The organism is Oleiphilus sp. HI0067 (assembly GCF_001635735.1).
In genome coordinates this window covers 38,475-57,305 of sequence record NZ_LWFI01001000.1, presented here as the reverse complement: position 1 = coordinate 57,305, position 18,831 = coordinate 38,475, and the positions used below count along the sequence as shown (strand labels likewise).

Here is an 18,831-nt window from a genome sequence, read left to right as displayed (position 1 = left end):
TGAAATCGATAGGAACGGCGCCTCGTCCCTGATGGAATAATTGATGATAAGCATGTTGTCCGTTGGTGCCCGCTCCACCGAATAGCAATGGGCCACTGGCATAGCTAATTTGATGGCCTTCTGTATCAGCGGTTTTACCATTGCTTTCCATATCGAGTTGCTGTAAGTGCTCGGGCAAGAATCGTAGTTGATGGTCATAAGGGATAACCGCAATCGATGCGTGACCTAAAAAGCTCCGGTTCCACACTCCGATAAGCCCCAGCATTACAGGCAAATTGTTTTCGAATTCAGTTTCGTAGAAATGTTTATCCATGGCTTCTGCGCCATGCAATAACTTAATAAAATTATCGAAACCAAGTTGGAATGCGATTGGAAAACCTATTGCAGACCATAAAGAGTATCTACCGCCAACCCAATCCCACATAGGAAGAATATTCTCTTCGGCAATGCCAAAGGCACACGCTGCTTCTATATTGCTTGAAACAGCAATAAGGTGGCGTGAAATATCAGCACTCGGACCAAGCTTATCTTTCAACCAGTCTAGGCAAACGTGCGCATTCTCAAGTGTTTCGAGGGTAGTAAAAGACTTGGATTGGATCAGGAATAAACAGCGTTCAGGGTCGAGTTGCTCGAGCACGTTAACTGCATCGCTACCATCTATATTCGATACAAAATGTGTCTCGAGGCCATCAATATGAAAGTGCTGTAGTCCCTCAATGACCATTTTCGGCCCCAAGTAAGACCCGCCAATTCCGATGCTGACAAGCTGCGTAATTGCTTTGCCAGTTGATCCTAGCCATTCGCGTTTATGAAGAGAATCAACCAGACTCTTTATTTGTTCTAACGCTGCATTGACTTCCTGATGAATTTCAGGCGCTGAAGCTCGAAGTTCTTTATGATTTAAGGCGCGAAGAGCAGTATGCAATACAGCACGATGCTCAGTTGCATTGAGCTCTTGTCCTGAAAATAATGCGCGAGTCTGATCTTTGAGATTTGCGTTATCGGCTAGTTTAATTAGCGCCTTGTGTACGGTGTTCGAGACTAAATTCTTGGATAAATCTGCATACACATATGGAGCTTGAATGCCGAAGCGATCAAGGCGATTTGGGTCTTCCTCAAAGTAATCAAGCATACGCTCATACTTCGCTTTGATAGCGAGCTTCTTTAGAGGTAGATAGCTATGGTTTTGATCGAGTCTCATGCCAGTCCTTGTGCGTTTTTGTTATTTAGTCAGTTAACGAAACTCGAATATTGTCTATTAACCGCGTTGCTCCTAAAAAGACTGCAGCAAGGATTACAATTTCCTTATCCGCATCCTTAGCCGGCAGAAGTGTATCAACGGATGCAATATTAAGATAATCGAGTTTAAAGCCATTCTCTGTCAAAGAACTAATCGCTTGCTGACGTGCAACGACGATATCTTCGTTCGACTCTAATGCTTTTTTAGTTTGTTGAAGAACCGCAAAAAGCTTACTTGCTCGCAGGTGTTCCTCTTCATTTAGATAACCATTGCGAGAGCTCAATGCAAGGCCACTTGGCTCTCTACAAGTCGGTACGCCGACTATTTCAATAGGAAAACATAGATCATTAGTAAGCTTTCGAATCACCATTAATTGTTGAAAGTCTTTTTCTCCAAATATGGCTTGGTCTGGCTGAACCATGTTGAAAAGCTTCGTAACGATGGTAGCAACACCGTCAAAGTGTTTTTCCCTACTCGCACCACAGTGATGTTTGGTTATGTCTGGGACATGAACGGTTGACTCAGCCTTCAAGCCCCCAGGATATACTTCAAAAATATTAGGCGCGAACAATACATCACAGTTTCGAGCTGCTAATAAGGAGCTATCTTTTTCAAGAGTTCGAGGATAAGAGTCAAAGTCTTCGTTTTCACCAAATTGCAGGGGATTAACGAAGATTGTTGCTACCGTAAAAGAATTTGATTCACGAGCGCGATCAACAAGCCGTAAATGACCTTCATGTAAGTTACCCATTGTAGGGACAAGGCCGATTTTATGATTAGCTTTACGTGCTTGATTGAGTTCTTCACGTAATTCTTTAAGAGTATGAAGTATTTTCATAAAGGTTTAGAAGCTATGTTCCGGTCCGGGAAAAGAGCCATTTTTTACAGCTTGATCGTAAGCTTGAATCGCACTTTGCACTGAATCAGTTTCAGCCAAAAAGTTTTTCACGAAACGAGGTAGTTTGCCTGAAGTAAGACCTAGCATATCGTGTACAACTAGTACTTGCCCATCAGTAACATTACCTGCACCAATTCCAATAACTGGAACCGAAACAGCCTTGGTGATTTGCTCTGCAAGTTGAGTCGGCACACATTCAAGAAGAATCATATCGGCACCTGCTTGTTCTAGTTCCTTCACTGCATCAAGCATTGCTTTAGCCGAATTGTCTTCTTTGCCTTGAACTCGATAACCGCCGAGTTTGTTAACAGATTGTGGAGTGAGACCAAGGTGAGCACATACAGGTATGCCTCGATAACTTAGCTCTTCTATAGATTCTTTTAGCCAAGCACCACCTTCAACTTTAATAATGTGAGCACCTGCTTGCATTAACAGACCTGCATTATGAATCGTCTGTTCGATGCTGTTATTTGCATTGAAGGGTAGGTCAGCCATGATCAAGCTGCGGGAATTGCCACTTTTCACACAAGCGGTGTGGTAAAGCATATCATCCATGGTAACAGGAAGCGTGCTGTCGTTGCCTTGAAGCACCATGCCCAAAGAGTCACCGATCAACAGTACATCGATTCCTGCCTCATTCGATAAGGCAGAAAAACACGCATCGTAACTGGTGAGACAAGAAAATTTCTTACCTTCTTCCTTCAGTTTCTTCAACGATAAAGTGGTGGTGGTCATAAGCCCTTTTTCCAAGTGGGTAATTGCATGCAAAGACTAGCTATATGTTGGCTTAAGAACAAGCCAAATTTATTTCAATCTTAACGAGATCATGATGTTCACACTTATTGACATAGTCTGCTAAAGCTTCGCCATTGGGTAAGCGCCAATGGGGCGCAATTTCTAAGCATGGGATAAGCACAAAGTCGCGAACTAAGGCTTCTCTGTGAGGAATCTGTAGATCTGGATCTTCGATAGAAATGTTTTCTTGCCCAAAGAATATAATATCAATATCGATAATGCGTTCACCCCAAACTCTCGTTTTAGTTCTGCCAAAAGCATTCTCTATGCGCTGAGTAAGCTTTAAGAGGTCGATCGCGTTTAAAGGTGTATCAATGAGTACAGCAGAATTTACGTAATCATCTTGGTCTTGAGGACCACGAGGACTACTACTATAAAGTGAAGCCTGTTCAAGCACCTCTATATCTGATTCTTGTTGAAGGGCTGCAACCGCTTTCTGAACTTGGGCAATGGGGTTGTCGAGATTGCTCCCTAGGGTAAGTAAAACGTTCACTAGTCGGATCTTTTTTGAGGACGACGATTTCTGCGACGAGGCGCTGGTTTTCTAGAATTAGACCTAGGTTTATGATTTGTTGGTAGCGGGTTATCTGCTTGATATTTTGTCCACCAACGACCTAAGCCTGGGAGAATTTCTTGAGCATGCTCCCGCAATAACAAAAAATCATAGCCAGCGCGAAAACGAGGATGCGTAACTAGTTGCTCTGCGCGACGAGTATTGTTCTTACTCAATCGAATCTGCATTTCCCAAATCTCTCGCATCATCAGGATAAAGCGTTTAGGAATCATGATGTGCGGTAACTGAGCTTCGATCGCTTGATGACCGGCTTGTTGTAGAGCAGGGAAGTCTGACAGCCCCTCAGCAATTTTTTGGCCCCAAATACGATGGACATCTGGCCATAAAAGAGAGGCATAAAGGAACGCCGGAGTGATGGGTTTCTCTTGCGCGATGCGCTTGTCTGTGTTGATTAAGGCCGCTCGGATAAAACTGAGATAGTGTTCTTTTTGGCTTTTATCTATGGTGTGCGCAACGCTTGGGAATAAGGCTTTAAATAGCCCTGTATCTAATAGGCGCTCAAATATTGCGGCCCCATAACCCGAGACAAAAAGCTTAATAATTTCATCAAATAATCGGGCAGGCGCCACCATCGACATCAGATGAGATAGTTCATGGATACTTTGTTCTGCTTTTTGTTCGATATCGAAGTTAAGTTTTTCGGAGAAACGAATTGCTCGTAACATGCGAACAGGGTCTTCGCGATAGCGCTCTTCAGGCTCGCCAATAAGCTTGAGTGAGTGTGCTTTGATATCTGTTAGGGCATCGCAATAATCATAAATGCAAAAATCAGTTGCGCTGTAATACAGCGCATTTGCGGTAAAATCGCGACGAATAGAATCTTCTTCTATCGTTCCGTACACGTTATCTCGTGTGAGCATTCCTTCAGCGGTTTGTTGCTGTGCTGATGAATCTTCATTGCTGCCACGGAATGTTGCGACTTCAATTATTTCTCGACCAAAAAGAACATGTACAAGTTTGAAGCGTCGGCCGATCAAACGAGAATTCGAAAATAGCTTATGCACTTGTTCAGGATGAGCATTCGTTGCGATATCGAAGTCTTTTGGCTGAATACCTAGCAGTAAATCACGAATACAACCGCCCACTAAATAGGCTTTGAAACCAGCATTTTCGAGTCGATAAAGAACCTTTAATGCATTCGGACTAATATGTTTGCGCGATACGGGATGTTCATCGCGAGAGATGATGCTAGGGGGCAATGCTGCCATGTTTTCCTGATCTTAATTATCGTAATAAGAGGTGAAGAAGTTTAGCCGTTAATGCGCGCTAAATATAGTAAGAAGAATAAAAGGAGGACGTAGCATGAAATTACCTACTTTCCTTAGCGGGTCTTTCATGCTGAACAGTTCAAGACCGTCAGTCATTGTTATTGTTGTTCCATGTCTCAACCAGGGCGTTATCACGCACGACAAACGGAATACTTTGAACGCATAGAGCGGAAAAACGCTTTGAGTGATTGTGTTATCAATGTTTGCTACTTGTCGTAGTTCTTACATTTATAACTCGCTCAAAACACGATCGACCCACTAAAAAGCAAGGCGCTCAAAATAATCAGTTCGCTCCGCTTTATTATTTTTGTTTTTGCGGACTGCGCTACGAAAAGCTTCTGTTTTTATTTTTATTTTGATAATCGCAGCAAATTAAGCTTTGTTATTTTTTGTATCTACCTAAAGCGTTAATCGTGCCAACTCATTAAATTCTAAGTAAATCAGGCACTTGGCTTACCAGGTTAGTTCTAAGGGCGTAGCGGGGGGATTAGTGATACTAAAAGTAACGTTTTTCCGTTATTTTTGTTACTTTAATGTTATCTCTTGAGTTTTCAGTGCGTTGGTTGTTTGTTTTTTAACCATAAAATCAGTGGGTTATAAGCTGATCATGTGACTAAGTCGACAATTTTCCGGAAGGAACATGCCGTGCAGCTAATGTGGTTCGTCGCTTTTCTTACGAGGAATGCCAAGTTTGTTACGCTTCTCCCACAAGCTTTTTCGGCTTATACCTAAATGTTTAGCGAGCTCTGTTTCGTTCATTTTTGATTGGTTTTCTAGAACGAACTGTTGGAAGTAATCCTCCATAGAGAGCGGTTTCCCAATTTGGACAGGTGATGAAGAAACCGTTTGCATAGCGTTACCGCGGACTAATCCTTGAGTAAGGCTTACTTCTGATGGCAGTGCTTCGATATCGAGCAGTTCTGCATTGATAAGATCATGATCGCAAAGAATAACGCCGCGTTCGATCGCGTTTTCAAGTTCGCGTACATTACCGGGCCAATTATATTCTTGAATGGCTCGCAGTGCGTCTGTACTGAGTTCTACCGTTGGTCTCGCTAAGCGCTCTCGAGCACGTTCTAAAAGTAAGTGAGCTAAGCCCGTAATATCTTTTCCTCGCTCTCTTAATGGAGGGAGGCGAATTTGAACAACATTGAGTCGATAATATAAATCTTCACGGAATTGGCCGGTACGGGACAAAGACTTTAGATTTCTATGTGTTGCTGCAATTAAGCGCACATCGACTTTTTTAGAGCTGATGGAGCCAACTCGTCTTATTTCTCCTTCTTGTAGAACGCGAAGTAATCGAGCCTGAGCATCAAGGGGCAGCTCACCGATTTCATCCAAAAATAAAGTTCCACCATCGGCTGCTTCAATCAAACCTGCACGCGCAGAGCCAGCTCCTGTAAATGCACCTTTTTCGTGACCGAAAAGCTCTGACTCTATCAGCGACTCAGGAATCGCTGCGCAGTTTATGCACACAATCTCTTGGTTGCGGCGATGGCTCATCTTATGAATGGCCTTCGCCGCGAGCTCCTTGCCGCTGCCTGTTTCACCTTGAATTAGAACGCTGGCGGTGGTTGGGGCTACTTTTTCTATCAAGCTAAATACTTTACGCATGGGTTGGCAACGACCATAGATGAGGTCGCTTGCTTGCTGATCCGTAGAGCGATTTGGAGCACGCTTGTTCTCGCTTTGTTTGGCGAGGATATCGTGAATGGTAGATAGTAAGTCAGCGCTATCGAAAGGCTTAGCAACATAGTCGACTGCACCGAGTTTCATAGCTTCTACGGCAGACCGAAGGCTAGCAAAGCTAGCCATGACTAAGACGGGTGTATCATGGGCGAGTGGAATGATGTCTGTGCCAGCCTGACCATTCACACGAAGATCGGTAATAATTAAATCAAAGGAAGCTAGCGGAACATCGTCTAATGCCTGAGTTATTGATTCGACGCATTCAACCTGAAACTGGTTTTGATTAAGAATATCGACCAGATCGGATTGTTCCGTGCTGTCATCTTCAATAACTAAAATTCGATGCATGATGGTAATAACTAACGATGAATGAATGCTAAATCATACCTAAGCTGTGATGCTTATGACTAGCGACAGGTGAAATTCGTCTTAACTGAATAGGTATCCAGTGTGTCCTTGTAAGACACCATAATGCCATTGCTCAGTAAGTGTGTTGAGTAAATCTTTGGGTGAGCCTGCCTTATAAAAATCCAATCCGATCATGCAGCACAGTTCTCGCAGGTTAGACATGATGTCACTTTGGGAAATCGCGGGAGCGAGATTTTGCTTTGATAGCTTTTGACCGTCGCTATTTTTAATTAAAGGGAAGTGACCGAATTTTGGTGGTGTTGTTGAGAAAGCCTTGTATAACTCGAGTTGCATAGGGGAAGAATCTAATAAATCTGACCCCCGAAGCACGTGAGTGATTTCCTGATCAATATCGTCGCAAACTACAGCTAATTGATAAGCGTAAAGTGCATCTTTGCGCTTTAAAACAAAGTCACTTGCGCTTTGAGCAGATATTGGTCCTTTGAATAAATCGTTCCAGTGTTGTGGATGCGTATTTGATCGAAACTTAATTGCACTGTTAGGTGCGGTGTTATTGGTGTGATATCCACATTCAGGTAGATGACCTCCATTGAGCTCGCCCATTTCCTTTCGGCTGCATGGGCAATAATAACAGTGCTTTTCGTCTAATAAATAATTGAGCTTACTTTCATACAGGTCATAACGCTTAGATTGATAAACAACAGGTGCATCCCATTCAAAGCCATATGCTTCAAGTGTGTTAAGAATAGATTCACTGGCGCCAGGTACTTCTCTCGGCGGATCGATGTCTTCAATGCGTACAAGCCAAGATCCATTATTCGAACGCGCGTCTAGGTAGCTAATTAAAGCAGCAAGGAGTGACCCAAGGTGCAGTGGGCCAGTAGGAGAGGGCGCAAAGCGGCCTTTGTAGTGCATAGATAAACAATAGGGCGCAAAGTGCGCCCTATTTTAGTGCTTCTTATATGCCGACTTGGCTTTCTTTTATTTCTGCAAGCGTTTTGCAATCAATGCACTGTGTTGCAGTTGGGCGAGCCTCGAGACGGCGAATACCGATCTCAACGCCACATGATTCGCAAAAACCATAGTCGTCCGCTTCAATTGAATCGATTGTTTTATCGATCTTTTTAATGAGCTTGCGTTCGCGATCGCGTGTGCGGAGTTCTAAGCTGAATTCTTCTTCTTGAGTCGCACGGTCGCTTGGATCAGCGAAGTTAGAAGCATCTTCTTTCATGTGATGCACTGTACGGTCGACCTCTTCCATTAACTCTTGCTTCCAGCTCAATAGAATTTGACGGAAGTGCTGAAGTTGGCCATCACTCATGTATTCTTCATCTGCAGCAGGTTGATACGGCTCAAATGAACTGAATGTATCTGTACTCTTAGTTGCCGGCATAGTTATTTCTCTTATTTCTTTCAATACTGTGCTTGCTAAGGCAAGTTGGAATGCCTGTAAAATTAGACAGCCCAAATTTTAAGCTTGCGAACGCTATCAGAAACTTCTTACGTTCGCTATCACTTTGTTTTCGTAGCGCGACTAATGCCACGTTTGTAGCATTTAGTCTTGGATGAAAAATATCTTTTCATTTTCAACCTGAATCCTTAACGGAGTCAAAGCCTGGTTAAGGCATGGGCCATGAACACACAGGCCATTTTCGATTTCAAATAATGCGCCATGCATCGAGCATTGAATGAATGCATCATCGGCATCAAGAAATCGATGCTCTTGGAATTCAAGGTTCATGCCAATATGGGGGCATGAATTGCGATATCCAAATACATTCTTATCTTTTATTACAACGAAGCCTTCAACATTCGGCGCACGAAAACCAAATGATTGCTTTCCCTGCAATGTGTCTAAGGCGCAGATAAAGTGCTTTTCTTGCATAAAACGACCTTGGAATTTGAGAAAAGCAACTATACTAATTCGCCAAATTAGCTACGTGAAGTAAAGCAAATGTTGAAACACGTATTATTGGTAGATGACAGTGCAATTTCGAGGGTTATGCTCAAAAGCCTAATTGAGGATAACTATGCGAATGTTTGTGTTGCAGAAGCTGGAACAGCAGAGGTTGCCTTAGAGCTTTGCAAGCAGCAGAAATATGAAGGCATTTTCTTAGATTTAAATATGCCTGGGCAGGATGGATTGACGGTCGCGCCTAAACTTCAGGAATTGTGTCCAAATGTCCGCATCGCATTGTTGACTGCGAATTTTCAGGAGCGCGTGCAAATCAAAGCCGAAGATCTTGGCCTCAGTTTTTATGCAAAGCCTGTTACCTTAGATAAAGTCACTGATTTCATGACAGCCCAAAGCAGTTGAATGCTGAATCTCTTGTAAGCTGTAATTTAAGGATGGCTCGAATATCCTAGACGCAGTTTTTAAAAGGATTGTTTATAAATATGACGCAACAAATTTTTACTCTCATTCTCGATACCATCACTTATCTTTATCTATTTTTGATTTTGCTACGTTTTATCCTGCAAGTATCTCGTGCCGATTTTTATAACCCTATCTCTCAATTTATTGTAAAAGCGAGTAATCCTGTTGTCGTTCCTCTACGACGAGTCATTCCTGGTTTTGGTGGGGTTGATGTAGCAACTTTATTGTTCGCTTTGGTTTTTCAAGCTGTGATGCTTGCGATTAAATTTTTAGTAGTCGCAGGTGGATTGCCAGATATTGGATCATTAATCGCGTTATCGGTGTTGTTAGTGTTAGGTATGATTTTAAAACTTTACTTCTTTGCACTAATTATCATGATTATTTCGAGCTGGATTGCTCCTGGTAGTTCGAACCCAGCGCTCATGTTGGTGAACCAGATATGCGAGCCTGTGATGGCTCCTTTTCGAAAAATTCTTCCTGCTATGGGCGGGTTAGACTTATCTCCAATTTTTGCTTTTCTTGTTTTGCAGATCTTGGCAATTGTTTTGAATGGCTTAAGTCAGCAGTTCGGAATGTCATTTTCACTTCTGTAGTCGTTTTGTAAAAAACATAAAACACTGCACAAAAAAGCATCTTTCAATCAGCACTTTCTAAATCCTATCTATACTTAATTTATTGTGTATAGATAGGGCGATTGTGACCAAGATGGGTTCACCTCAAACATTAAGTCATTCTGTTCAGCGTGTTGATCAATTTTACGCTTGGAAACAAGGTTTACTTGAGCAGATTCAAACATACTGTTCGTGGCTTTCAGAAAACGGTGCTGCTTCAGAAGATGTTATTAAACGTCTAGCTCGTACTTGCTTGGAACTGCAAGAGGATGAGCTAACTTTGGCACTTGTAGGTGAATTTTCCCGTGGTAAAACGGAATTAATTAACGCGCTCCTTCATACAGAAAATTTCCAACGAATTCTTCCTTCTAAAGCGGGGCGTACAACAATGTGCCCCACAGAATTATTTTATGATCGCCAAGTTAAGCGTTCTTATTTGCGTTTATTGCCTATCGAGAGCCGTCGTCTGAATCTCACTATTACAGAAATGAAGCAAAAAACGGAGCTATGGGAATCATATAAATTAGATGAGCTATCACAAGATGACGCCAGTAAGATATTAGAACGCGTGGCTGAGGTTGTGTCAGTTAGTAAAGACGAAGCGCTTGCCTTGGGGTTTGAAGAATCAATGCAAGAGCAAGATCTTGAAAACCCCGAGAAGGTTATTATTCCTCGATGGCGTCATGCGCAGCTCAGTCTAAAGCATCCTTTGCTACAACAAGGTGTGCGTATTTTAGATACTCCGGGATTAAACGCGTTGGGTTCGGAGCCTGAGTTGACAGTGAGTATGATTCCAAATGCACAAGCGGTTGTGTTTTTGCTTTCAGCTGATGCTGGTGTAACTGCGAGCGATATGGCGATTTGGAATCAATATATCTCTCCGAACGGAGAGGCTTCAGAAAAATACTGTTATGCCTTATTGAATAAAATTGATGTCTTGTGGGACGACTTACAGGGCGAGACGTATACGGCTGCAGCGATTGAGTCAGTGAAGCAGGATACTGCTAGAAAGCTTTGTATTGCCGCAGAGCATGTGTTGCCAGTTTCAGCAAAGAAAGCATTACATGCAAAAGTAAAACAAGATGATGCGCTAGGTCAGAAAAGTGGCCTCCAAAAATTTGAAAACTTGCTGATAGAGCAGTTGGTTAACGAGCGTGAATGTTTACTCTACAGCTCAGCTATTTCTGATATCAGTTCTTTAGTACAGAGCAGTGAAAAAGTAATACGGCATCAGCTAGTTCGCGCAAAAGAACATTTACTAGCGCATGAACGCAATGAAGATGCTGAGTCATCTCTGAATGATATTGCTGATCAAACACAACAAGATCATGCTGAGTTCTATAGAAAACTCGTTGCTTTGCGTTCAAGTCGACGTTTGATGATGTCGCAGAAAGAAATCCTCCATGATCTTGTTCATCTCGATAAGTTTGATGCACTTGCCGACGATATTCGCAGAGCGATGCAAGATGCATGGAGTACAAAAGGATTGATCGAAGCGATGCGCCGCTTCTTTTACGACGTAGATCGTGTCTTTGACAATCTTATGGTTGAAATACGTGTCGCGGAAAAGATGGTTGATTCAATGTACGCTCGTTTTAAACACGATCATCAAGCAGACCATCTTCATCCGACTCGCTTTTCGATTAAAAAATATCGACAGAAGCTTTCTGTAATCAAAGCTAAGTTTGTACGTTATCGAAGAAATCCTAAGCTCTTGATGACAGAGCAGACATTAGTCATCAAGCACTTTAAAAATGCATTCGTTCAAGATGTTCGTAAGGTGTATGAAGAGTTAGCCGAACAGGCAGCTTGTTGGGCCGATGATGCTCTACTACCTCTGATGCAATATACCGTTGAACAAAAAGAAGCGCTTCGACAACAAATGGAAAGCTTCCAGAGTTTAGCGCAAGAGAAGAAAAGTCAGCGGGAAGAGTGTTCTACTATGCAGAAGCGTATCGATATGCTTAAACAGCAACTTGCATTGACGCATTCGATCGCGAAGCAGTTAGAGGCGCACTCCAACACATAAGGTCATTATCTAACGGGTCAAGTTGCGCTCCACATGCAGCACGTTTACACTCGCACGATTATAGAAAGGCCTTTGATATAGGAATTATCTTTAGCGTGTTAGCTGATTCTGTTGGGCTAGTTGAGCCCAAACTCCAACACTTTGATCAAGCATTAAAATTAGATTGCGGTAAGACCTTGTCGCAATATGATTTGATCTATGAAACATACGGTGAATTGAACGAGTCTCGTTCAAATGCCGTACTGATTTGCCATGCTCTTTCTGGCGACCATCACGCTGCAGGATATCACCAAGAAGATGATCCAAAACCCGGTTGGTGGGACAGTTGCATCGGGCCAGGAAAGCCGATTGATACAAACGTTTTCTTCGTTGTTTGCTTAAATAATCTCGGTGGTTGTAAAGGCAGCACTGGACCAACCACTCTATGCCCAGAAACGGGTGAACGTTATGGGCCAGATTTTCCTATCGTCACTGTTCGAGACTGGGTGGAAAGCCAAGCGCGTCTCGCTGATGTACTCGGTATAGATGTCTGGGCTGCCGTTGTTGGAGGTAGTTTAGGTGGCATGCAGGCATTGCGTTGGTCCTTGGATTATCCGAAGCGCGTAAAGCACGCTGTAGTTATTGCCTCGACACCAAAACTGACAGCACAAAACATTGCTTTTAATGAGATTGCACGTAAAGCAATCACATCAGACCCTAGTTTCCATGATGGTCGTTACTACTTGCATGATACCGTGCCGGCCAAAGGGTTAATGCTCGCTAGAATGATTGGGCATATTACTTATTTGTCTGACGAGGCAATGGGCGAAAAATTCGGACGTGTCACGAAGTCAGAAAATTTCAATTTTGACTATGGTGTTGAATTTGAGGTCGAGTCCTATTTAAATTATCAAGGTAAACGTTTTTCTAAAACATTTGATGCAAATACTTATCTGCTCATGACACGCGCCTTGGATTATTTTGATCCTGCCCAAGACTTTGACGGTGATTTAGTCAAAGCCTTAGAAGTATCACAATGCAGTTATTTTGTAGCCTCATTTAGCAGTGATTGGCGTTTCTCTCCTGAACGTTCTCAAGTCTTAGTAGACGCCATGATTAAAGCTAACAAACCCGTGAGTTATTGTGAGATAGATGCTCCGCACGGGCATGATGCTTTTTTAATACCTACGCCACGTTATACTGCCGCGTTTTCGGCCTATATGCAGCGTGTTGCGAAGGAGCAGGGCTTATGAGAGGCGATTTAGAAATTATTAGCCCTTGGGTTTCGCAAGCCTCAACAGTTTTGGATATGGGCTGTGGCGATGGTTTGCTGCTTGCGCATCTCCAATCTGAGAAAGGTGTAAAAGGTTACGGTCTAGAAATCGATGAGGACCGTATTACCGAATGTATAGTCAATGGAGTAAATGTTGTTGAGCATGATCTTGATGAGCGTGGATTAAGCGGCTTTTCGGATAATCAGTTCGACACGGTGATTATGACCCAGGCTTTGCAAGCAGTTCGTCGTCCTGATGAGTTGTTAGACGAAATGCTTCGCGTTGGGAAGCAAGGAATTGTGACGTTTCCTAACTTTGGTTATTGGCGCTGTCGGCAGTATTTACTGCTCAATGGCAAAATGCCGATGTCGAAAAGTTTGCCGCATACTTGGTACAATACGCCGAACATCCATTTATGTACATTTAAGGACTTCGAAATACTGTGTAGACAAAAAGGCATTCGTGTATTGAATCGCTTAGAGGTCAATGCAGAGTTCGAAGAGAACAGCTTCGCAAAGTTATGGCCTAATTTGCTCGCTGAGTTTGCGGTTTACCGGATAGAGAAGAAGTAATGATGACACATACAGTTTTAATGCGTTTTGTCGTTATGAGCCTAGTCTTGTTGTTTTCGAGCTTTACTCTGGCAGAACAAAAGAAAATTTTCACAGGCTCAGATGGAGCGGAGTACGAGGTACACTACATTGCGTTTACGAGTACCTTTTTGCATCCAGAGATAGCACGTAAATATGATTTAGTGCGTAGTCGCGCCATGGGCATGGTGAATATTAGCGTCCTCAAAGTTTCGGAAGATGGTCGTCGAGAAGCAGTCGGTGCGTTAGTCGATATCAATGCTAAAAACGAAATTCAACAAGTCCAACATATGAACTTCCAACAAATCATTGAAGGAAAGTCGATTTATTACATTGGGCAAGTTCAATATCGAGAGGGTGAAATCCTTACTTTTGATGCAGTCATTTATCCTCAAGGTGTCGTAGATCCGTTCCGACTTCGTTTTACACATAATTTTTATAACGATTGAGGCTAGCGGAATGAAAATCGTACTAGCGAGCGGTAACGCGGGTAAGTTAAAAGAGTTCGGCAATATGCTTGCGCCTGCAAATATTACGATCATCGCGCAGTCAGAGCTCGGTATTGAAGGTGCAGACGAAACGGGACTGACATTTATTGAGAATGCGATTCTCAAAGCGCGTCATGCCTCTAAAGAGAGCGGCTTGCCAGCGCTTGCAGACGATTCAGGTCTCGCTGTCGATGCATTAAATGGCGCTCCTGGTCTCTACTCAGCGCGTTATAGTGCAGATGACAATCCCGATGGTGCGACGGATCAGAGTAATATTGATAAATTGCTCAGAGAATTGTCTCAAGTACCGACCGAAAAACGCGATGCGCAATTCCACTGTGTTCTTGTTTTTGTGCGTCACCCAGATGATCCAACCCCCATTGTTTGTCACGGAACATGGCATGGCCGTATCGCTACTGAGCAAAGCGGTAATGAAGGATTTGGATACGATCCCGTATTTATCGTGCCAGAATTAGAATGTTCGGCCGCTCAGTTAAGCGCAGAGCAAAAAGCGTCTATGAGCCACCGAGGTGCAGCACTTCGGCTCCTTGAGCAGTCTCTGCCTGAACTTCGCACGACTGCGTAATCTTGCCTCATTCTCTTCCTCCATTAAGTCTTTATATACACCTGCCTTGGTGTGTGAAGAAGTGCCCGTATTGTGATTTTAATTCGCATGCAAAAACAGATATCCCAGAATCTGCCTATTTGAATAGCTTGATCAAAGATCTTCATATTGATTTGGCCTATGTGCAAGACCGAGAAGTGCAAAGTATTTTCTTTGGTGGAGGCACCCCAAGTTTAATGAGCGGGGATTTTTACCGGCAGTTGTTAAATGCCTTGAGAGAGAATCTAAACTTTTCTGAAGATATAGAGATTACGCTGGAAGCTAACCCTGGTGCTAGCGATGCGGCTTATTTTAATGGTTATGTTGAAGCTGGTATTAATCGGATCTCGCTCGGTGTTCAAAGCTTTCAAAATAATCAGCTCCAAGCTTTAGGAAGAATTCATACTGTTGATCATGTGTACCAAGCTGTTGAGGCTTTGAAAGCGGCGGGTATTCGTAACTTTAATATCGACCTAATGCATGGCTTGTCCGATCAAACGCCAGAGCTGGCAATGGATGATTTGAAGCGAGCTTTTGAATTGTCTCCGACACACGTGAGCTGGTATCAATTAACGATCGAACCGAATACTGAGTTTTATTCGCGGCCTCCCGTAATTCCAGAAGATGATGCCCTTTGGGAAATTATTGAAAGTGGCTCGGGACTGTTGAAAGATAAAGGTTATCAACAGTATGAGGTGTCTGCATTTGCACAACAAGATAAGCAGGCTCGCCATAATTTGAATTACTGGGAGTTTGGCGATTACATTGGTTTAGGTGCAGGTGCGCATTCAAAAATTACGCTTGCTGGAGATGGGCGTCTACTTCGATACCGTAAGTCGCGAATACCAGAAGCGTATATGGCTGATCGAATTCAATATCGAATTGGCGAAGAAGTCATCGAACGTGATGCACAAGCCTTTGAGTTTATGATGAATGCACTGCGATTAAAGCAAGGAGTTGAGAGTCGTTTATTAGAGCGGCGCACTCTGCTGAAATTGTCAGATCTGTCCAAGATCATTGATCAACTTCGATCGGAGGGTTTGTTTGTGGAGGATACGCAACGTATCCAATTAACGGATGAGGGTTTTTTGTTTTTGAATTCGGTGCTGGAGAGGTTTTTGTGATGCTTTCTAATTTCTACTCTTCTTCAGTTTTCGTCTTGATGGACGACTTGAAGGTAGTGCTACATTCGATAGTACTTTGAGTTTAATACTTCTTTTCCTGTCGGCGGCGGCCGACGGCGCATTAAGACCTTTGACGTCAAAGGTCTTAATAATCTAAAGGCGCCCCAACTCTCGTGGCCTGCGGCTTCACTCAATCTCTTGTTCCAATCGGCGCTGAGGAACTCTCTCCCTTTGGTCGTTCAGACAGTCCTCGCGTATTTCCGATTGTCACTAGCGCGCTTTCGTCTCTCGAGATGAGAGGGGCTGGCTCTGATAAAGTATATTGTTTGCACCAACTTTCCTCTTCTGACTAGATGAGTCGCGCAAAGGATAAACAGGTGAACGCCGAGGACTGTCTGAGCCGAAGGCGAGTTCCGCAGGCGCTGTTTATTCTTGAGCAACGAATGAACCCGTAGGGCTAGGAGGTAGGGGCTGACTGGGATTGTTAAGGGAGTGTCAGCGCACTCCCTTAACTCGTCTATCAAGACGAAATTTGAAAAATAGAAAAAGAACTAAGGCGCCTTCTTGCGCAGCAAGTCTTATAAACGTGCCATTACTTTTTCGGCAGCAGCAATTGTAGCCGCGATGACTTCATCTGAGTGTGCGCTAGAAACAAAGCCAGCTTCAAATGCTGAAGGAGCAAGATAGACGCCTTCGTTGAGCATTTCATGATAAAAGCGTTGGAATTTTTCCATATCGCATTCCACTACTTGTTCGTAGAAATCAACCTTATCTTCTTTGCTGAAAAAGAAGCCGAACATAGAACCTGCCTGACTGAAACACATTGAGGTGTTTGTGTTTTTAGCGGCTTGTTTTAAACCTTCAACTAATTTTGTGGTTTGGGCTATCAAGTGCTCATAGAAACCAGCTTCGCTTATTTTGGTGAGCATAGTTAGCCCTGCTGCCATCGCTAAGGGGTTTCCTGAAAGAGTGCCTGCTTGGTATACGGGACCGGTAGGTGCAATGTAATCCATAATGTCAGCGCGTCCACCAAAGGCGCCGACCGGTAATCCTCCACCGATTACTTTGCCTAAGGTTGTAATATCGGGGGTTACGCCAAAATGACCTTGTGCTCCACCTAATGAGACGCGAAAACCGGTCATCACTTCATCGAAAATGAGTACGCTTTTGTACTCGTCACAAATGTCGCGAAGCCCTTCAAGGAAGCCTGGCACAGGCGGAATACAATTCATGTTGCCTGCAACGGGCTCAACGATGATCGCGGCAACATCGTTACCAATCTCTGAAAAAGCTTGGCGGACAGAGTCTATATCGTTAAAACGCAGGGTAATGGTGTGCTCTGCAAGGCTTGCTGGAACGCCAGGAGAGTTTGGAACGCCTAGTGTAAGAGCGCCAGAACCTGCTTTAACAAGTAGCGAATCTGAGTGGCCGTGATAACATCCTTCAAACTTAACAATCTTGTCGCGACCGGTGAACCCACGTGCGAGGCGAATAGCACTCATTGTTGCTTCTGTGCCTGAGCTGACCATGCGCACTTTTTCAATCGAGGGAACTAGCTCGCAGACCTTTTTAGCCATCACCGTCTCGAGTTCAGTCGGAGCTCCGTATCCTAAGCCCTGTTGCAATTGCTTTTGTACCGCCTCGACCACATCTTGGTTGGCATGACCTAAGATCATAGGCCCCCATGAACCGACGTAATCGATGTAACGTTTATCGTCTGCATCGATAAGGTAAGCACCTTCACCTTTTTCAAAAAATAGAGGGCTACCGCCAACGCCTTTAAAAGCACGAACAGGCGAGTTAACACCGCCAGGTATGACGCTTTGAGCATCGTGAAACAGGTCTTCAGAACGAGACATTGTTTACTCCAAAAAATCAAAATAGTGATGCTAATGCGCGTGCATTAGCTTGAATAGAAGGTTGCCCAAATACACCCGAAATCACAGCAAGCATGTCTGCTCCATGTCGGATAACTTGCTTTCCGTTATCAGCAGTAATTCCGCCAATTGCACAAATTGACACAGGAAGTTTACTTGCTTGTTGTAATGTCGCAAGTGAACAGGGTTGAGCTTGCGGTTTCGTTGTGGAGGGGAAGATTGCTCCAAATGCGCAGTAATCTGCGCCATTGCCAATTGCTACTTCGGCAAGCTCAATTGAGTTGTGGCATGTAACACCTAGAAGCTTTGAGCCTAATTGCTGTTTTGCAGAGCTAATTTTGTCGTCATTTTGGCCTAGATGAACGCCGTCAGCATTTGCGGCAAGGCAAAGTTCAATCGAGTCATTGATGAATAGTAGAGCGTCAAATTCTTGAGTCAGAGATTTTATAAATCGCGCTTCTTTTAGTTGCTGGTCGACCGATGCGATTTTGTTGCGATACTGAATAATACGCGCGCCACCTAATAAGGCTTCGCGCACAGCTCTGCAAAGAGATTCCTCTCCACTAGGTATAAGGTTTGGATCGGTAATGGCGTATAAGCCAGAAAGAGCAGAACTCATAACCCAGGTTTGACCACCACTAAAATGACAACCGCAAATAAAATAAGAACAGGGAACTCATTAAACCAGCGATAGAATACATGGCCTCTATCGTTTTCATCGCGCGCAAAGCTCTTCAGTAACACGCCACAATAACCATGGTATGCAGCCAAGATTAGAACCAGCGTTATTTTGATATGGAACCAAATCTGGGAAGCATAATATTCAGGTGCATAACCAATTAGTGCAAAGCCAAAGATAAATGTGGCAACCATAGAGGGCGTTGCAATGCCTCTATAGAGTTTTCGTTCCATGATCTTGAAGCGATCAATCCCTGCTTGATCGTCGGCCATGGAGTGATAGACAAATAAGCGGGGCAAGTAAAATAATGCTGCGAACCAGCAAACCATCGAAATAATATGAAAAGCTTTGAACCAAAGCATT

At 43.5% G+C, this 18,831-nt stretch carries 20 protein-coding genes; 8 read left to right on the top strand and 12 right to left on the bottom strand.

The window, feature by feature from the left end; all coding sequences use genetic code 11:
* The 9 genes from pgi to A3739_RS13250 all read right to left on the bottom strand — a co-directional run.
* Nucleotides 1–1,201 (bottom strand): glucose-6-phosphate isomerase (gene pgi, locus A3739_RS13290; RefSeq protein WP_068501689.1); only part of this gene is annotated, 1,201 nt, incomplete at its 3' end.
* A gap of 25 nt (nucleotides 1,202–1,226) precedes the next feature.
* Nucleotides 1,227–2,078 carry a pantoate--beta-alanine ligase gene (gene panC / locus A3739_RS13285; protein WP_068482513.1) on the bottom strand — a complete coding sequence of 284 codons (852 nt, stop codon included), beginning with the start codon at nucleotides 2,076–2,078 and terminating at the stop codon, nucleotides 1,227–1,229.
* A 6-nt stretch (nucleotides 2,079–2,084) separates the two neighbouring features.
* Complete coding sequence (gene panB / locus A3739_RS13280) at nucleotides 2,085–2,873, bottom strand: 3-methyl-2-oxobutanoate hydroxymethyltransferase (protein ID WP_068482517.1); 789 nt, start codon at nucleotides 2,871–2,873, stop codon at nucleotides 2,085–2,087.
* Nucleotides 2,874–2,925: 52 nt separating this feature from the next.
* On the bottom strand, nucleotides 2,926–3,426 hold the full coding sequence (gene folK / locus A3739_RS13275; protein WP_197469455.1) for a 2-amino-4-hydroxy-6-hydroxymethyldihydropteridine diphosphokinase: 501 nt from the start codon (nucleotides 3,424–3,426) through the stop codon (nucleotides 2,926–2,928).
* Entirely contained in the window at nucleotides 3,426–4,715 is a 1,290-nt protein-coding gene (gene pcnB / locus A3739_RS13270) for a polynucleotide adenylyltransferase PcnB (RefSeq protein WP_068482523.1), read from the bottom strand. The genes folK and pcnB overlap by 1 nt, the downstream gene beginning before the upstream one ends.
* 711 nt (nucleotides 4,716–5,426) lie before the next feature.
* Complete coding sequence (locus A3739_RS13265) at nucleotides 5,427–6,815, bottom strand: sigma-54 dependent transcriptional regulator (protein WP_068482526.1); 1,389 nt, start codon at nucleotides 6,813–6,815, stop codon at nucleotides 5,427–5,429.
* Between the two features lie 81 nt (nucleotides 6,816–6,896).
* Nucleotides 6,897–7,751: a tRNA glutamyl-Q(34) synthetase GluQRS gene (gene gluQRS / locus A3739_RS13260; RefSeq protein WP_068482530.1), complete on the bottom strand. Its 855-nt coding sequence runs from the start codon at nucleotides 7,749–7,751 to the stop codon at nucleotides 6,897–6,899.
* Nucleotides 7,752–7,794: 43 nt separating this feature from the next.
* Nucleotides 7,795–8,229 carry an RNA polymerase-binding protein DksA gene (gene dksA / locus A3739_RS13255; RefSeq protein ID WP_068478118.1) on the bottom strand — a complete coding sequence of 145 codons (435 nt, stop codon included), beginning with the start codon at nucleotides 8,227–8,229 and terminating at the stop codon, nucleotides 7,795–7,797.
* A gap of 162 nt (nucleotides 8,230–8,391) precedes the next feature.
* Nucleotides 8,392–8,721 (bottom strand): Rieske (2Fe-2S) protein, encoded by a 330-nt coding sequence (locus A3739_RS13250; protein ID WP_068478117.1) that lies wholly within the window; start codon nucleotides 8,719–8,721, stop codon nucleotides 8,392–8,394.
* A 69-nt stretch (nucleotides 8,722–8,790) separates the two neighbouring features.
* Here A3739_RS13250 and A3739_RS13245 point away from each other — a divergent pair, with 69 nt between their 5' ends.
* The 8 genes from A3739_RS13245 to hemW all read left to right on the top strand — a co-directional run bounded on the left by A3739_RS13245 (nucleotide 8,791) and on the right by hemW (nucleotide 15,912).
* Nucleotides 8,791–9,153: a response regulator transcription factor gene (locus A3739_RS13245; protein ID WP_068482532.1), complete on the top strand. Its 363-nt coding sequence runs from the start codon at nucleotides 8,791–8,793 to the stop codon at nucleotides 9,151–9,153.
* Nucleotides 9,154–9,233: 80 nt separating this feature from the next.
* On the top strand, nucleotides 9,234–9,806 hold the full coding sequence (locus A3739_RS13240; RefSeq protein ID WP_068482534.1) for a YggT family protein: 573 nt from the start codon (nucleotides 9,234–9,236) through the stop codon (nucleotides 9,804–9,806).
* Nucleotides 9,807–9,918: 112 nt separating this feature from the next.
* Nucleotides 9,919–11,853: a dynamin family protein gene (locus tag A3739_RS13235; RefSeq protein ID WP_068482537.1), complete on the top strand. Its 1,935-nt coding sequence runs from the start codon at nucleotides 9,919–9,921 to the stop codon at nucleotides 11,851–11,853.
* 95 nt (nucleotides 11,854–11,948) lie between these two features.
* Nucleotides 11,949–13,085 carry a homoserine O-acetyltransferase gene (locus A3739_RS13230; protein WP_369819807.1) on the top strand — a complete coding sequence of 379 codons (1,137 nt, stop codon included), beginning with the start codon at nucleotides 11,949–11,951 and terminating at the stop codon, nucleotides 13,083–13,085.
* Complete coding sequence (gene metW / locus A3739_RS13225; RefSeq protein WP_068474427.1) at nucleotides 13,082–13,678, top strand: methionine biosynthesis protein MetW; 597 nt, start codon at nucleotides 13,082–13,084, stop codon at nucleotides 13,676–13,678. The genes A3739_RS13230 and metW overlap by 4 nt, the downstream gene beginning before the upstream one ends.
* Nucleotides 13,678–14,145: a DUF4426 domain-containing protein gene (locus A3739_RS13220; protein WP_068474425.1), complete on the top strand. Its 468-nt coding sequence runs from the start codon at nucleotides 13,678–13,680 to the stop codon at nucleotides 14,143–14,145. The genes metW and A3739_RS13220 overlap by 1 nt, the downstream gene beginning before the upstream one ends.
* Before the next feature lie 10 nt (nucleotides 14,146–14,155).
* Nucleotides 14,156–14,770: an RdgB/HAM1 family non-canonical purine NTP pyrophosphatase gene (rdgB, locus tag A3739_RS13215; RefSeq protein ID WP_068474421.1), complete on the top strand. Its 615-nt coding sequence runs from the start codon at nucleotides 14,156–14,158 to the stop codon at nucleotides 14,768–14,770.
* A 2-nt stretch (nucleotides 14,771–14,772) separates the two neighbouring features.
* Complete coding sequence (hemW, locus tag A3739_RS13210) at nucleotides 14,773–15,912, top strand: radical SAM family heme chaperone HemW (RefSeq protein WP_197472307.1); 1,140 nt, start codon at nucleotides 14,773–14,775, stop codon at nucleotides 15,910–15,912.
* A gap of 578 nt (nucleotides 15,913–16,490) precedes the next feature.
* Here hemW and hemL read toward each other — a convergent pair.
* From hemL to hemJ, 3 genes are read right to left on the bottom strand one after another with little or no spacing between them, the layout of a single operon-like run.
* Nucleotides 16,491–17,771, bottom strand: a complete 1,281-nt coding sequence (gene hemL / locus A3739_RS13205) for a glutamate-1-semialdehyde 2,1-aminomutase (RefSeq protein ID WP_068482266.1) — start codon at nucleotides 17,769–17,771, stop codon at nucleotides 16,491–16,493.
* Nucleotides 17,772–17,787: 16 nt separating this feature from the next.
* Nucleotides 17,788–18,408: a thiamine phosphate synthase gene (gene thiE / locus A3739_RS13200; protein WP_068501687.1), complete on the bottom strand. Its 621-nt coding sequence runs from the start codon at nucleotides 18,406–18,408 to the stop codon at nucleotides 17,788–17,790.
* Nucleotides 18,405–18,830 carry a protoporphyrinogen oxidase HemJ gene (gene hemJ / locus A3739_RS13195; RefSeq protein WP_068501684.1) on the bottom strand — a complete coding sequence of 142 codons (426 nt, stop codon included), beginning with the start codon at nucleotides 18,828–18,830 and terminating at the stop codon, nucleotides 18,405–18,407. The genes thiE and hemJ overlap by 4 nt, the downstream gene beginning before the upstream one ends.
* Between the last annotated feature and the right edge of the window lies 1 nt (nucleotide 18,831).

What these genes read in the sequence shown, in the direction of transcription:
- panC (WP_068482513.1), bottom strand. Translation starts at nt 2,078, where the DNA reads ATGAAAATACTTCATACTCTTAAAGAATTACGTGAAGAACTCAATCAA.
- panB (WP_068482517.1), bottom strand. Translation starts at nt 2,873, where the DNA reads ATGACCACCACCACTTTATCGTTGAAGAAACTGAAGGAAGAAGGTAAG.
- pcnB (WP_068482523.1), bottom strand. Translation starts at nt 4,715, where the DNA reads ATGGCAGCATTGCCCCCTAGCATCATCTCTCGCGATGAACATCCCGTA.
- A3739_RS13265 (WP_068482526.1), bottom strand. Translation starts at nt 6,815, where the DNA reads ATGCATCGAATTTTAGTTATTGAAGATGACAGCACGGAACAATCCGAT.
- gluQRS (WP_068482530.1), bottom strand. Translation starts at nt 7,751, where the DNA reads ATGCACTACAAAGGCCGCTTTGCGCCCTCTCCTACTGGCCCACTGCAC.
- dksA (WP_068478118.1), bottom strand. Translation starts at nt 8,229, where the DNA reads ATGCCGGCAACTAAGAGTACAGATACATTCAGTTCATTTGAGCCGTAT.
- A3739_RS13250 (WP_068478117.1), bottom strand. Translation starts at nt 8,721, where the DNA reads ATGCAAGAAAAGCACTTTATCTGCGCCTTAGACACATTGCAGGGAAAG.
- A3739_RS13245 (WP_068482532.1), top strand. Translation starts at nt 8,791, where the DNA reads ATGTTGAAACACGTATTATTGGTAGATGACAGTGCAATTTCGAGGGTT.
- A3739_RS13240 (WP_068482534.1), top strand. Translation starts at nt 9,234, where the DNA reads ATGACGCAACAAATTTTTACTCTCATTCTCGATACCATCACTTATCTT.
- A3739_RS13235 (WP_068482537.1), top strand. Translation starts at nt 9,919, where the DNA reads ATGGGTTCACCTCAAACATTAAGTCATTCTGTTCAGCGTGTTGATCAA.
- metW (WP_068474427.1), top strand. Translation starts at nt 13,082, where the DNA reads ATGAGAGGCGATTTAGAAATTATTAGCCCTTGGGTTTCGCAAGCCTCA.
- A3739_RS13220 (WP_068474425.1), top strand. Translation starts at nt 13,678, where the DNA reads ATGATGACACATACAGTTTTAATGCGTTTTGTCGTTATGAGCCTAGTC.
- rdgB (WP_068474421.1), top strand. Translation starts at nt 14,156, where the DNA reads ATGAAAATCGTACTAGCGAGCGGTAACGCGGGTAAGTTAAAAGAGTTC.
- hemL (WP_068482266.1), bottom strand. Translation starts at nt 17,771, where the DNA reads ATGTCTCGTTCTGAAGACCTGTTTCACGATGCTCAAAGCGTCATACCT.
- thiE (WP_068501687.1), bottom strand. Translation starts at nt 18,408, where the DNA reads ATGAGTTCTGCTCTTTCTGGCTTATACGCCATTACCGATCCAAACCTT.
- hemJ (WP_068501684.1), bottom strand. Translation starts at nt 18,830, where the DNA reads ATGCTTTGGTTCAAAGCTTTTCATATTATTTCGATGGTTTGCTGGTTC.